Below are 13,830 nucleotides of genomic sequence, written 5' to 3'. Positions count from 1 at the left end.
CTCAGCGTCGGGAGCGTCCCATACGGACGCTCCCGATCAGGGCAATAACAAAAACCGCGACAGCATACAGACCACCCAGCTCCGTCATGGAAACGGGCAGCCCGAACAGATAATCCGGCGAATCACATGGCTTGTTCGGCCGGGCGGGCATCGCCGCCATCCAGTCCTTGAAACTGCCTCCGTGAAAAGACGGGGCACGGCATTCCGGCGCAGGACTTGGCCAGAACTTGTGTTCCACACCTGCATGCAGCACGGCCAGACCAATGCTGGTCATCAGGCATAAAAGCCCAGCAAACACCGTGTACCGCGCATAACGCCGCGGAAGCAGCGCCGTGACAACACCAATCCCGATCAGCACCCACCACGGACGCCGCTCCCACAAGCAAAGCTCGCAAGGCGCGAGCTTCAGCCAGTGTTCGGCAAACCAGACAACCCCAAGCGCCACCGCTCCGGCCAGAACATAAAAGCCACCCAACGCAATCGTGGAAACGGGGCGGCGTGGTCTGTTCATGGGCACGAACGGATTTCCTCCAGACTATCAAGGAACTGCTTGGACCAGCTTCCTGCGGTATTGCGGGAAACTTCCTCATACATCGCCGACCATGCCGCATGACGAGCCTTGACGTCCATGGTCAGGCCAATATGTAGCGCATCCGCCATGCCTTCGGCATCCAGCGGATTGATCAGCAGCGCCTCAGGCATTTCCGGAGCCGCTCCCGCAAACCGCGACAACACCAGAACGCCGGGATCTTCCTCGTCCTGAGCCGCAATGAACTCCTTGGCCACCAGATTCATGCCATCGCGCAACGGCGTGACGAACCCCACATCCGCCATCCGGTACAGACCCGCCAGAATATCGCGCCCGATCGGCCAGGTCGTATAGCGGATCGGCACCCAGTCCGGCGTGCCATAAGCGCCATTGATCGTCCCGACCAGCCCGTCCAGTTCTTCCTTGAGCAGCCGGTAACTCTCCACCCCACCCCGCGACACCGGCGTGACCTGAAGGAACGTCACCTGCCCGCGATGCTCGGGATAGTTTTTCAGAAGAGCCTCGAATCCCTTCATCCGCTCCGGCAAACCTTTGGAATAATCTAGCCGGTCCACCCCGATAATCAGCCGCGTCCCTTCCAGCGTATCGACGATCTTCACGACCTCGTCCGAGACCGCGCTTTCAATCGCCTGCTGGCGGAAACTCACAGGATCAATCCCGATCGGTACAGCCTTCACAGCAGCTTTCAGCCCATAGGCCTCGAAGCACCCTCTGAGATTGGCCTCGTCCTCGACCGTCTGAACACCAATCAGATCACAGGCCGCCAGACCGGTCAGCAGCATGTCGAGCTTGGGAAGAAGCCGCGCCACGCTCCAGGGCGGGAACGGAATATGCAGAAAAAATCCGATCCGCCCCGTCACGCCCCTGTCACGCAGCATCTGGCCCAGCGGGAACAGATGATAGTCATGGATCCAGATCGTATCACCCGGCTCCAGCAGTGCGATCAACCGATCCGCAAAAACCCGGTTCGCCTCATAATAGACGCCGCAATCCTCACGGGTGTAGCGGATCAGATTGGTGCGGTAATGGCACAAGGGCCAGAGCACACCATTGGAAAAATTCAAATAGAACCGGTCATGCTGCTTCTGCGTCAGGTCAAACGTCACATAATTGACGTTTCCAACCTGCTCGCGCTGAACAGGCCGATCGGCCGCATCCGCATGCTGATGACCCGACCATCCAACCCAGACAGTCTCACGCGTCTGGACCGCATCATACAGGCCAACCGTCAGGCCGCCCGCAGGCTGCGTCCGCTCCCCCGGTGCGGGTGTGCGGTTCGATACAATGATCAGGCGCCCCATCCGCGTCCCTCCGAAAGCTCGTGCAGCCAGCGCCGAAACGTGGCCGCATCTGGAAAATCATCCGGAATGAGCCAGCCCGCACCACCCATCTGGCGCGCAGCTCTCACCCCGTCCCGGTCCGTCACGTCATCACCGGCAAACAGTGGAAGGCGCCCCCTGAAAGGCGGCTCCGCCATCAGTTCCTCAAGCGCCTTGCCCTTGTCGATTCCCAGAGGCCGAAGCTCGATGGCCATCTGCGCGTCCTGAAGATGAAACCCGTGGCTTTCCACGGGCCAGACCGACGTCAGATCCCGAAACGCCGATTCCGCCTCGGGAGCTTGGCGATAATGCAGCACCATTCCAGCTTTTTTGTGTTCAATGCTGGCCCCGGGATACCGAGCAGCGAGTTCCGCGCTTTTCTCGGTCCAGTCGGACGGAACCAGAGGCAGCGCACGCTGGCGCACATCCTGATCCGGCGCCGGGCGCACCGCAACACCATGTTCCCCTGCCACAGCATAAGGAATCCCCGGAAGAAAATGATCAATCTGGGCGATGGGACGCCCCGTGATGATCGCCAGCGCACCATCGAGCATCTTGCGCAGCCGCAGCAGATCGGCCGTCAGCCCTTCCGGGACACGCACGCCTTCAGGAGTGGGAGCGATATCGACAAGGGTTCCGTCGAAATCAAGCAGCAGAGCCGCCCGGGACGGAGAAAAAGGAACCTGAATCATGAAGCTGTCATTTCTTCCTGTTTCTGGGTCATTCCGCCCCGTCCAGCCTTATTCGAGACCGGGATCGGCCTGAGGAGGCGGTAACGGCTGCCCTGACGACTGCCCCGGCGACTGCGCGGGTGCAGCCGGAGCAAGGGACGGTGCCGCACCGTAGGACGGTGCGAGCGGAATGGGATTATGACTGTCCGGAGCAAGCGGTACAGGACCACCTGAGGCGGAAGCGGGCGGGGATGCCGGAGCATCGCCGCCTTCTTCAACCGGAACCTCCGTACCGGCGAGCACGGGAGCCTTCACCACAGGCAGAGGACCCGCCTGCGGTGCCGTCGGCACACCCGCACACGACACAACGCGCACATCGTACAAAGGGCTGCCATAAGTTGCGACAGAAGGTTCCTGCGCCAGCATCCACCCGTCAAAAGATGGCCGCTGAGGATCGCTGCTGTCCTTTAGATGCAGCAGAACACCGGTATCTGTCGCCAGCGTCTGCGGCCGGGTTACACAAGCCTCAACCCCGACAGAAAGACTGCGATAGGTCGCACTCCCGCCAACCGGAACCGTCAGAAGCTCCAGATGACCGTCCAACCGATCCAGCACACGCAGCACCGCCTGGGACTGGCCTTGCCAAGTGGCAGCCGGATACATGGCGGGGGGTGCCACACCCACCGCAGCCTGCGCCGCAATCGGCAGAAAAACCTCAGCCGCACCACACAGCAATGCGACGCCCACATACCGCTTCATCATGACGGTTCTCCCCCGGAGCGCCCCTGCAAAGGATTCTTCAGATCTGACAGCATGGCCTGAAACGTCTTCAACATCGCCTGTGGCGCAACCCCCATCAGAACCCCGTCTTCAAAAGCATCCTGAAGGGCCTGACGCAGTTCCGCATCGTTCTCGCGCAGGATCTGCACCTTCTCCACACAGGACACGGGGTTCCCCTCATGGTCGACCCACAGAAAAGCACCCTCATGCGCCTGCGTCATGGCTCAGGGCTCGTCCGACAAACTGCCCGCAGCCGGCTTGGACGCAGCAGCTTTCTGGCTCTTCTGCAAAGAATCCGTCACGGAGAAAATGAACTTGCTCAGAAGCTGCTCCAGACTAATGGAGCCTTGGGTTTCCGTCATGACACCGCCGGGCTTTACCAGCGAATCCGCCCCACCCGGAGACAGCGCAATATATTTGCCACCCAACAGACTGTCAGACGTCACGATCGCAGCGGAATCCGTGGGCAGCTTCACATCGGGCGCCAGCGTGAACGTCACCTGCGCCTGAAACGTCTTCGGATCGACCGTCGTGCCGGTCACATGCCCGACGGTAATTCCGGCCAGACGCACATCCGACCCCACATTCAGCCCGTCAATCTGGCTGAACGAGGCATGAACCGGATAGCCTCCGTCATTGCCCTGATGATGCCCGACCATCGCCGCCACCAGAAGTCCTGCAAGGCAGACAAGGACTGCGAACCCGGCCAGAAGCTCCAGCCGGTCATGGCGGACCGTAACAGCGGTCATGACAATACCCTCGTGAAAATCATCCTTCCTGCACTACCCGACTCCGCTTCCCACGTCCAATCCCCCCGCAGAAATCGTTCCGATCAGGCGTGGGGAAAATGTTATCCCCCATATCCCCATGTTCCCACCCATTAGCGCCCATCCGGAGGCCCTTTTCCGGCTTACGGGCCAACCGGCGCAGGGCGTAGATTTACGTCATGACAGCTCGCCTTCACTGGACCGGCGTTCGCATGAGGACGCTTCAGGTCATGACCGACCCCGACGACAGCGCCATGCGCTCCGTCACCCTTCCCGCTGCCTGGGATGACGAGGCCGCGCAGGCTCTTGCGCGCATCACCCTGAACGGCGGGCCGGTCAGACTTGCCGCGGAAGCCGCGCGCTGGGTGGACACGATCGACGCGTGCCCGCCTCTGCCCGGCACCCCGGCGAACACCCCCGCTCCGGGACGCAGTCTGTCCTATCTTCTCCTAATGCAGCAGATGGCGCCCAATACGGCGCTGTGGCAGTGCCAGCCGGACGAAGCGCCAGGCTTCACCATCCGCCTGTCCAGCTTCGTGCAGGATGCCGGATTCGCCACGGAACATTTCGTTGCCTGCCTGCGTCTGGCCTGCGACGCCCTGCGCCGCCTTCATGCCGCGACACGGATTGAACGCACCGGCGAGCTGCCTTTGTTCGATCTGCCCGCGAAGCCTGAAGATGAAGCCGCAGGCCTCGTCCTCCTGACGGATCTTGACGCCTGTCTGGCGGCGCTTGGCCTCGACTATGACAGCGACGACGCCCGGAACGCGGCCCGCGCCCTATCCGCACTCGCCACCACGGTCGCCCGCGCCGGGACGAAACTGCCGCCGCCCGCCATCCCGGAATCCCCGCTGACAGACCTGCGCGCCGCCGCCGCTTCGGCCTACAACACGGAAGATGGTCGGCACTTCTGCCCGATCGAAACCGGCTTTTCTTCTCCCGGTCCGACCGAGGGCCTTCTGGGCGTGGAGACCTGCGGCCTCGCCCCGGCCTTCTCCCCTCTGCGCGAAGACGGACATCTGCGCGCCTCCACGCTGGCCCGACTAGCCTGCCGCGGCCTGACGCCCGAATCCGCACTGGCACTGGCGCTGGCGGGCGAAACCCCGCTGCCGCCCGTTCGCCCCGAAGCACAGGGCGCCATGCATGCGGCCCTCAAAAACGCCGTGGATTTCCTGCCCGCCGTTCCCGAACCTGATCTCGCCGACCTTCAGGCCAGACTGGCCCGCGGCGTGCGTCGTCCGCTTCCGATGCGCCAGACCGGCTTCACCCAGCGTGCCGCAGTGGGAGGACACAGCCTTTTCATGCGCACCAGCGAGTTCGAAGACGGGACGCTCGGCGAAATCAGCATCACCCCGCCCCGCGAAAGCCCCATGGCCCGTGGCCTGATGGACTGCCTGGGTCATGCCGTCAGCATCGGCCTGCAATATGGCGCCCCATTGGAATCCTTCGTGGAGCGATTCGCTTATACGCGCTTCGGCCCCGCAGGCACCGTGGAAGGCGATCCCTCCACCGCCTATGCGACCTCAATGCTGGATTATGCCTTCCGCACACTGTCGGACGCCTATCTGGGTCAGCCCATGCCCGACGCCCCGCGCCTCGAACCCAGTTCGGAAGATCCCGCCCCCATGCTCCCTTTCGGGCGCAGCTCCGGCGAAAGCCCGGAATGGAAGGACCGGGGACGACGGCTGAAACTGGTCAGCTAAGACGAAAACGGGTTTCAGAGGCTCCGGCGAGCAGAATACATTGACAGTCAACGGACTCGCCGGTAGCTAGCGCCTGCGCTGAGAAGGAATCCGGTTGAATGACCGGGTGAAAACGATGCGTACAGGGTAAGGGATCAGATCTCATGGGACACGCCCCTGCCGGTAACGACGGAAACTTCGACGAACGCCTCAAGCGCGCCCGTCAGAAGCTCGATCCCCGCTCAGGGGAATTCGCCGTAACCGACACGGGCAATGATGAAAGTTCCATGTCATCCCTTGGACTGGCGATCCGCGTGGGAACCGACCTTGTGGCCGGGCTCGCGGTCGGTGTAGCCATAGGCTACGCCTTGGGTCACTGGTTCGGGTACAGGGCTTTGTTCCTGTCCGTCTTCGCCCTGGCGGGATGTGGTGCCGGCATGTTGAATGTCTGGCGGGTTTTGAAGGATTCGGACATGGTGTCCGGACCGAAAGATGACGGGAGAAGCCAGCGTGGCAGCCGGATCGACGATTGACGCGCTCGGACAGTTCGAGCTCCATCCGGTTCTCGGACATCTGGGAGAAGCCCTGCGGTTCTCGCAGTCACCACTGTTCATGCTGATCGCCGTCGCCATCGTTCTTGTCTTCCTGTATGTCGGAATGCGTCCTGCCGCCGTTGTGCCGGGTCGCCTTCAGGCCGCCGCCGAAATCAGCTACGACTTCGTGCATGACCTTGCCGTCAGCACGATCGGCGAAAATGGCGCGACGTTCTTCCCGTTCGTCTTCGCGATCTTCTTCTTCATTCTGGCTGGCAACTATCTCGGTCTGCTGCCTTTCTCCTTCACGTACACCAGCCATATCGCCGTGACCTTCGGTCTGGCCATCATGGTGTTCGTCATCTCGATCCTTGCTTCCATCCGTTTTCAGGGTGTCGGCTTCCTCAAGCACTTCCTGCCCGCTGGAACGCCTGTCTGGCTTGCTCCGCTGCTGGTGCCGATCGAGCTCATCTCTTTCCTTTCGCGTCCGGTCAGCCTGTCGATCCGACTTTTCGCCAACATGGTGGCGGGTCACGTGCTTCTGGAAGTGTTTGCCGGCTTCACGATCATGCTCGCCGGTCTGGGCGCATTCGGCCATGTTCTGGCCATCGCCCCGATCGCGATCAACATCGCGCTGACGGCCCTCGAACTGCTGGTGGGTGTGCTGCAGGCCTATGTGTTCGCCATCCTCACCTGCATCTATCTGCGTGAGGCCGTCGCTCACTGAGCCACACCAGCTTCGCACTAACCCTTTAATCGACCCAACAAGGAACCTGACAATGGACGTTCAAGCCGCTCACGAATTCGGCATCAGCATCGCCCAGGCCGCCCGTGACCTCGGTGCCGGTATTGCCGTTTTCGCCCTCGCCGGTGTCGGCATGGGTCTCGGCAACATCTTCTCCACGCTGATCAGCTCGGTTGCCCGCAACCCGGCTTCGCGTCCGCATGTCTTCGGCATCGGCATGCTGGGCTTCGCGCTGACGGAAGCCGTCGCGCTGTTCGCCCTGCTGATCGCGTTCCTGATCCTGTTCGCCTGAGGTCGAACATGTACCGTACGCCACGCCTCTTCCTGTTCGCCGCTCCGCTTGCGGCCGTGCCGGGCCGTGCCGTGGCTGCGGGCATGCCACAGCTGAACTTTCACGATCCGCTGCTGATCGGACAGGTCGTCTGGGGAGCCGTCATTTTCGGCGGCTTCTATCTCGGCCTGAGCCGCTTCGCACTGCCGCGTGTCGAACGGGTCCTGACCAACCGTCGGACCCGCATCCAGAGCGATCTGGATGTTGCCCGCAAGGCTAAAGCCGAGGCTGACCGCGCCAGCGCGGAACTCCTTAGCGCCCGTCATGAAGCAGCCGAGCAGGCCCGCGCCCACGTGGAGCGGATCCAGAGCGAAGCCCGCGCCAGCGCGGATGCTCACGCTGCGGAAACGGCCAAGCGTCTCGAAGCCGAGATCGCAAACGCCGAGACCAGAATCACCCAGTCCCGTGAACAGGCCCTGTCCAGCCTGTCCGAGATCGCCACCAGCACCACACAGGATCTGGTTGCGCGTCTGATCGGCACGCAGGACGAACAGACTGTCGCCAGCGCCGTCAAACGCGTCAGCGCCTAAGGAGACGATGATGTTCCACGATCCCCGGTTCTGGACCGCCCTCGCCTTCGTCCTGTTCTTCGTCATTTTCGGGCGCAAGCTCTGGGTCGCCATCACCGGCCATCTGGACGCCCGCGCTGAAAGCGTACGCCACGACCTCGATGAAGCAGCCCGCCTGCGTCGCGAAGCCGAGCAGATGCTGGAAGATGCCACCCGCGAGCGTGAAAAGACCTTGGCCGAAACACAGGCCATGCTGGCACGCTCCGAAGCCGAAGCCGCCGGTCTGGCAGAACGCGCCCGCAAAGACGCTGAAGCCGCCGCAACCCGCTACGAGAAGATGGCGCAGGATCGGATTCACGCAGCCGAACGCTCGGCCATCCGTGAAATTCAGGATCGCGCCGCCCAGATCGCAGTCGCCGCAGCCCGCGACGTTGTGTCGACCCGTCTGACGGAAAGCCCCGACATCGCCTCCAGCCTGCTCGACCAGAGCATCAACAGCCTGCCGGAAGCCCTTCGGCGCTCCGCTGCCTGATCCGATGCCCACCTCCACGGTGCAAGGTTCCTTTCATGACGACGGACAGCCCACAAGGCTTTCCGTCGTCATGGCCGTTCTGAACGAGGCGGATAACATCCTCCCCGTCTGTCAGGAACTGGCCGAAACCTTCGGTGCCGACTCTTCAATAGAAATTCTGGCCATTGACGACGGCAGCACAGACGCCACCGTCAAAAAGCTTCTGGAAGCCCGGCAAACGCTGCTGCCCCGCCTGCGCATCATCAGCCATCCGAAGCGCCTCGGAAAATCAGCCGCCCTCCGGACCGGCATTACTGCTGCCAACGGACAGTGGATCGCCACCATTGACGGCGACGGGCAGGATGACCCTTCCGCCATTCTGACAATGCTGGAGCGTGCAACATCGACGCAAGGTGCACCGCCTCTGGTGGTGGGCGTCCGGCGCAAACGCAATGACCGTCTGTCCCGCCGGATCGCCACGCGCTTCGCAAACGGGTTGCGCCGTCGCCTCCTGAACGACGGCTGCCCCGATACAGGCGCACCGCTCAAGCTCTTCCCGCGCGACCTCTTTCTAAAAATCCCACAGTTTGAAGCCGTCCACCGCTTTCTGCCTGCCCTGCTAGGACATTACGGCGCGCCTCTGATCTGCATCGAAGTCCAGCATCGCGCCCGACTACATGGCAGCTCGAAATATACCAATTTCAACCGGGCTCTCGTGGGAATCCGTGATCTTCTGGGCGTCATGTGGCTCCAGAACCGCACGCACCTGCCCGATCATCTGACCGAACACTGAAACCGTCACCGGGTCCCGCTGCCGCGGTTCCCTGCCGCACGTCCGGCCTGACAGAACGGCGCGGAGAGTGCCCATGACCCTAAACCTCCGGCATTATGCTTTTCTGGGGCTGCTGGCCTTTCTGCTCGCCCTACCAGGCCGCATGACACTTCCGCCGCTTGATCGGGACGAACCGCGCTACATGGAAGCATCGGAACAGATGCTCCTCTCGCACAACTTCATCGACGTCCGCTTTCAGGACAAGCCACGCTATCTGCAACCGGCCGGAATCTACTGGCTGGAAGCAGCCTCAACAGCAGCAGCAGAAAAAATCTTCGGTCCTTCCGTTCTACGCAAAACCTGGCCGTACCGGATTCCAAGCCTGCTCGCCGCAGCGACGATCATACCGTTAACAGCCTGGATCGGCGCGACCCTCTTCGGAGGTCCCACCGGCCTGATGGCCGCTGGCCTGTTAATGGTCTCTACCCTGTTCGTCGCCGAAAGCCATATGGCGACCATCGACACCGTCCTGCTGCTCGACATCCTCTGCATTCAGGCCGCGCTTTTATGCGCCTTTACAGATCGGCAGAAAAATCGCCCAACGCATCTCCGGGTGGCCATTGCCTACTGGCTCGCTCTCGGTGTGGGCCTCATGCTCAAGGGCCCCGTCGTCCTCATTCCGGGATTCGGTACCCCGCTGGCCCTGTGGCTGATGGAGCGCGACCGGTCATGGTGGTCTCGTCTTCGCCCCCGCTGGGGCTGGCTCATCATGCTTGCCGTCGTCGTTCCCTGGTGCGTCGCTATTGAAGTCATCAGCGGCGGAGACTTCTTTGCCCGCGCGGTCGGACGTAACTTTCTCGGCAAGGTGGCTCATGGTCAGGAAGCCCATGGGCTTCCCCCCGGCTTTCACCTTCTGGTCTTCGGACTGGCCTTCTGGCCCGGATCGCTTTTCGCGGCCCTCGCCATCCCGGCCGTCTGGAAGAACAGAAAACTGCCACAGGTCCGCTTCCTGTTGAGCTGGATTCTTCCCCACTGGCTGGTGTTCGAACTAATCGCGACCAAACTCCCCCACTACGTCCTGCCAACCTATCCGGCGATTGCCATTCTCACCGCAGCCAGTCTGATGCTCTGGCCCATCCCCAAAACCCCGCGATGGACCAAAACCCTGCTTGGTGCTTACGGCGTCTTGTGGACGATTGTCGGTCTCGCGTTCTGCTTCGCTGGGAGTGTCGCGCTCTATAGACTTGAACATACAGTCTCTCCCTCAGCCTTTATCGCGCTGGGTGGCGCCCTGCCATTGATGCTCGGCGCCGTCATAATGCTGCTGAAACAGGAGCGCAAACAGGCCGCCTTCTGCGCCATGGGCGCCGCAGTCATCGCTCATGCAGGTCTCTTTCTGGGCGTTATCCCTAACCTGCAGACTATCCGTCTCAGCCCCAGAATCGCTGACCTTTTCGAGAATGTTCGCCCTTGTACGAACAGCATCCTCGTGTCTTCATCTTATTCAGAACCAAGTCTTGTCTTTCTTGCGGGTCCCAACACCCAACTTATCGGGCCAGCAGCCGCCGCAGAGTATCTACACGACCATCCACAATGTAGTCTGGCGTTGATTGATCGCCGCGATGAGGCCGCGTTTAATAACGCCTTAACCAAATATGGCCTCGATAGTGTTGAATATGGTCGCCTCCAAGGCGTCAATTATTCAAACGGGCACCATCTTGATTTAGGGCTTTTTGCGCCTCGATAAACCCGCACATTCTAAAATTCAGACGACACTGGAGAAAATACGGGATCTTAATGGCACGTCTCGCGTATCATGGTACTGGAGCTTTTCATGCCTTACACTCCGATATTTGATGAGAAAAAATCATCTGGACTAAGTCTTTGAAGGCGACAGTTTTTATTCTAGGATTGAAATACTATTTCAGAATTAAAATATTAATAACTTGTCAGGGGAAAATTAATGATTATCTGCCAGATTGATGAATTTTCTGTTCATGGCATCCGAGGATGGGCAACAGATACTGAAAATCCGTCACAGCCTGTATTCCTTCACGCGTTGGCAGATGGTCAGGAATTTCTTCAGTTCCATTGTACAGATCTGCGTGACGATGTTCACGCTTCCGGCATTCCATCCAAAAATACCGGCTTCCAGATACCAATGCCTCCCAGCCTTCTGGATGGCGAAAAACATAATATCACCTTTAAAAACCGCCTCAAACAAATTGAACTCTACTCACAAAATCAGAAGCTGGAGCATATCTCATTCTCTGGCAGGCTTCCGGTAGAAACACGTTCCTTTGTCGATGGTCTGAAACAAGGCGCCTTGAGCGGCTGGGTTGTCTGCGGCAACGACATTGAAGGATGGAAGGGAAACCAACAAATTCTCGTGACCTGCAATGGTCAGAAAATTGCCCAAATCGAAGCCAACAGATATCGTGGGGACGTCGGAAAAGCGCTGTCCTGCGATCCCTACTGCGGTTTCCAGTTTTCGCCGCCGGATCTGTATCGCAAACCCTACGAGCAAGAATTCCGTTTCTACGTCCTGCCCGACATGCTGGAAGTGACCAACAGCCCCTGCCTGACCAGTTTTGTTACGGACGCAAACGAATCTCTAATTATAGACGTGATTGATCAGATTGACGCTCTACATGTGGAATTGACCCGTCTGCGTCGCAAGGTCCGGGAAATTCTTCCCCAACCCGGATTTACCATTGCCGATTATCATTCCTGGGCAACGGCCTACTTCCCGGTTCTGCGAAAATATGTCGATCGCACCCGCGATAATGATCTTATCGCCGGAGACCCACTGGTCAGTATTGTCTGCCCGGTCTGGAATCCGGATCTTACGGATTTCACAGCAGCTATCGAAAGTGTCCGTGCCCAGACGTGGCAGAACTGGGAACTCATCCTTGTTGATGACTGTAGCAAAAATGCCGAGCTGCGCGCCGTCATCGAAGATTTTGCCAAGGCTGACCCTCGCATCAAGCCAATATTCCAAGAAAAGAATGGCGGCATCAGCATTGCGACCAATGCGGGCCTCAAAGCTGCTCAGGGTGAATGGGTCGCATTCTTCGATCATGATGATCTGCTTGCAGATGTCGCTGTCGAATACATGCTGCGGGAAGCGACGAGAAGCCGCGCCGATCTGATCTATTCAGACGAAGATAAAATTGACGCCAGCGGTTATTACCGGGAACCCGCCTTCAAGACCGACTGGAACTACCGGCTTCTTCTCGGCGTCAACTATGTCTGCCATTTCGTGATGATCCGTCATTCTGCCCTGCAGAAAGTCGGCGGCCTCAACAAGGACTATGACGGCGCACAGGACCACGATTTCCTGCTCCGCGCCTCCGAGCATATCCCTTCTGAAAAAATCCATCACGTTCCTGAAACTCTCTATCACTGGCGCATCACCGCAAATTCGACGGCCTCCGACATTGGCAATAAGCGTTACGCCATTGATGCAGGCATCAAGGCCGTGAAGGATCACCTTGAACGTCGTAATCTGCCTGCCAATGTCGATTCCCAAATGGGAATGACACTCTACACAGTGGACTGGCAGTTCAATCAGTCTCCGTCGGTCACGATCATCATCCCTTACAAGGATGAAATTCCCACCACCGAGCGATGCCTGGATGCCATCCGGAAATATACCCGATATCCGAATTACAAGGTCATTCTGATCAACAACTGGTCGATCACGAAAGAGGCAGAGGCTTTTGCAAAAAAAGTCGATAAAATTCCCAATGTCGAGATTCTGACTGTCAAAGAACCCTTCAACTATTCCCGCATCAATAATCTCGCAGCAAAAGACGAAGCGTCTGATTTTCTTCTATTCCTCAACAACGACGTCTTTGTTGAACAGGAAAACTGGCTTGAAATTCTGGTCAACGAAGCTCTCGCAGATCCGCAGGTCGCGATCGTTGGCGGTAAATTCGTTTATCCTAATCAGACCGTCCAGCACGCCGGAGTCCTTCTCGGGATCGGTGATGTCGCCGGCCATGCCCATGTCGGCATCCCTAGAAACGAAGGCGGTTATGCCGGTCGTGCCTACTTCCCACAGGAAATTTCGGCTGTAACCGCAGCCGGAATGCTGATCCGTCGTCCGGCCTTCGAACTGGTTGGAGGCTTTGATGAAGAGCACCTCAAAGTCGCGTTCAACGATATCGATCTGTGCCTTAAGGTTCGCGACGCTGGTTACAAGGTCATCTGGACACCTGACTTCTGTGCAGAGCATCATGAAAGCCTGAGCCGCGGCAGCGACGATCGCCCTTCAACAGAGCGCCGTTTCTTCCACGAAACGCAGTTCATGATTGAAAAATGGGGCAAAACGCTCCGTACGGACCCATTTTACAACCCGCATTTCACCCTCGATCGACAGGTCTTTTATGATCTGACAATCCCGGGCGTGGATGAAACGCGTTATCCCCCTCTCGCGTCTTCCAGAAAGAAAATTCGCCCTCTCTGGGACGCCCCGACATTCACGGTTGAACCGAAAAAGGTGTCTCCTGCCACGGAAAAGCCCGCGACGAGAAAAACTCAGACTAAAACCCGAACCAAAAAGCCTGCCGCCGCCAAATCGGCTGAATAACAACGATTTTCCCTGATTAATAAACCCGGCAGGCCATATGCTGCGTAAACATCGTGCAGCATATGG

At 59.2% G+C, this 13,830-nt stretch carries 16 protein-coding genes; 9 read left to right on the top strand and 7 right to left on the bottom strand.

Annotated features, from left to right (window positions below; all coding sequences use genetic code 11):
- Window position 1: 1 nt before the first annotated feature.
- The 6 genes from JK208_RS14440 to mlaD are packed head-to-tail and all read right to left on the bottom strand — an operon-like array spanning window position 2 to window position 4,069.
- Window positions 2–511: a disulfide bond formation protein B gene (locus JK208_RS14440; RefSeq protein ID WP_211576542.1), complete on the bottom strand. Its 510-nt coding sequence runs from the start codon at window positions 509–511 to the stop codon at window positions 2–4.
- On the bottom strand, window positions 508–1,851 hold the full coding sequence (locus JK208_RS14435; protein WP_211576541.1) for a trehalose-6-phosphate synthase: 1,344 nt from the start codon (window positions 1,849–1,851) through the stop codon (window positions 508–510). Before JK208_RS14435 ends, JK208_RS14440 begins: the two co-directional genes overlap by 4 nt.
- Window positions 1,839–2,561, bottom strand: coding sequence for a trehalose-phosphatase (otsB, locus tag JK208_RS14430; protein WP_211576540.1), 723 nt, complete (start codon window positions 2,559–2,561; stop codon window positions 1,839–1,841). Before otsB ends, JK208_RS14435 begins: the two co-directional genes overlap by 13 nt.
- Before the next feature lie 48 nt (window positions 2,562–2,609).
- Window positions 2,610–3,302 carry a DUF2155 domain-containing protein gene (locus JK208_RS14425; RefSeq protein ID WP_211576539.1) on the bottom strand — a complete coding sequence of 231 codons (693 nt, stop codon included), beginning with the start codon at window positions 3,300–3,302 and terminating at the stop codon, window positions 2,610–2,612.
- Complete coding sequence (locus tag JK208_RS14420) at window positions 3,299–3,541, bottom strand: hypothetical protein (RefSeq protein ID WP_211576538.1); 243 nt, start codon at window positions 3,539–3,541, stop codon at window positions 3,299–3,301. The genes JK208_RS14425 and JK208_RS14420 overlap by 4 nt, the downstream gene beginning before the upstream one ends.
- A gap of 3 nt (window positions 3,542–3,544) precedes the next feature.
- The gene (gene mlaD, locus JK208_RS14415; RefSeq protein ID WP_062030554.1) at window positions 3,545–4,069 is read right to left on the bottom strand and encodes an outer membrane lipid asymmetry maintenance protein MlaD; all 525 of its coding nucleotides are present in this window, start codon (window positions 4,067–4,069) and stop codon (window positions 3,545–3,547) included.
- Between the two features lie 197 nt (window positions 4,070–4,266).
- Between mlaD and JK208_RS14410 the strand changes: the two genes are divergently transcribed.
- The 8 genes from JK208_RS14410 to JK208_RS14375 all read left to right on the top strand — a co-directional run bounded on the left by JK208_RS14410 (window position 4,267) and on the right by JK208_RS14375 (window position 10,917).
- Entirely contained in the window at window positions 4,267–5,790 is a 1,524-nt protein-coding gene (locus tag JK208_RS14410; protein ID WP_211576537.1) for a vitamin B12-dependent ribonucleotide reductase, read from the top strand.
- Between the two features lie 143 nt (window positions 5,791–5,933).
- Window positions 5,934–6,302, top strand: a complete 369-nt coding sequence (locus tag JK208_RS14405; protein WP_194267410.1) for an AtpZ/AtpI family protein — start codon at window positions 5,934–5,936, stop codon at window positions 6,300–6,302.
- Entirely contained in the window at window positions 6,280–7,029 is a 750-nt protein-coding gene (locus tag JK208_RS14400) for a F0F1 ATP synthase subunit A (protein WP_141353213.1), read from the top strand. The genes JK208_RS14405 and JK208_RS14400 overlap by 23 nt, the downstream gene beginning before the upstream one ends.
- Before the next feature lie 82 nt (window positions 7,030–7,111).
- Window positions 7,112–7,339: an ATP synthase subunit C family protein gene (locus tag JK208_RS14395; RefSeq protein ID WP_024717170.1), complete on the top strand. Its 228-nt coding sequence runs from the start codon at window positions 7,112–7,114 to the stop codon at window positions 7,337–7,339.
- Window positions 7,340–7,347: 8 nt separating this feature from the next.
- On the top strand, window positions 7,348–7,908 hold the full coding sequence (locus JK208_RS14390; protein WP_194262961.1) for a hypothetical protein: 561 nt from the start codon (window positions 7,348–7,350) through the stop codon (window positions 7,906–7,908).
- 10 nt (window positions 7,909–7,918) lie between these two features.
- Window positions 7,919–8,419, top strand: a complete 501-nt coding sequence (locus JK208_RS14385) for an ATP synthase F0 subunit B (protein WP_211576536.1) — start codon at window positions 7,919–7,921, stop codon at window positions 8,417–8,419.
- Window positions 8,420–8,423: 4 nt separating this feature from the next.
- The gene (locus tag JK208_RS14380) at window positions 8,424–9,191 is read left to right on the top strand and encodes a glycosyltransferase family 2 protein (protein ID WP_211576535.1); all 768 of its coding nucleotides are present in this window, start codon (window positions 8,424–8,426) and stop codon (window positions 9,189–9,191) included.
- Between the two features lie 73 nt (window positions 9,192–9,264).
- Window positions 9,265–10,917, top strand: coding sequence for a glycosyltransferase family 39 protein (locus JK208_RS14375; RefSeq protein ID WP_211576534.1), 1,653 nt, complete (start codon window positions 9,265–9,267; stop codon window positions 10,915–10,917).
- 288 nt (window positions 10,918–11,205) lie between these two features.
- Here JK208_RS14375 and JK208_RS15980 read toward each other — a convergent pair whose 3' ends face one another.
- Complete coding sequence (locus JK208_RS15980) at window positions 11,206–11,364, bottom strand: hypothetical protein (RefSeq protein ID WP_228125578.1); 159 nt, start codon at window positions 11,362–11,364, stop codon at window positions 11,206–11,208.
- Between the two features lie 132 nt (window positions 11,365–11,496).
- Here JK208_RS15980 and JK208_RS14370 point away from each other — a divergent pair, with 132 nt between their 5' ends.
- The gene (locus JK208_RS14370; RefSeq protein ID WP_249202169.1) at window positions 11,497–13,764 is read left to right on the top strand and encodes a glycosyltransferase family 2 protein; all 2,268 of its coding nucleotides are present in this window, start codon (window positions 11,497–11,499) and stop codon (window positions 13,762–13,764) included.
- Window positions 13,765–13,830: the final 66 nt, after the last annotated feature.

Origin of the sequence: Gluconobacter sp. Dm-74, from assembly GCF_018256135.1 — a bacterium.
Lineage (GTDB): Bacteria > Pseudomonadota > Alphaproteobacteria > Acetobacterales > Acetobacteraceae > Gluconobacter > Gluconobacter cadivus.
This window is presented reverse-complemented; position numbering and strand designations above follow the sequence as displayed.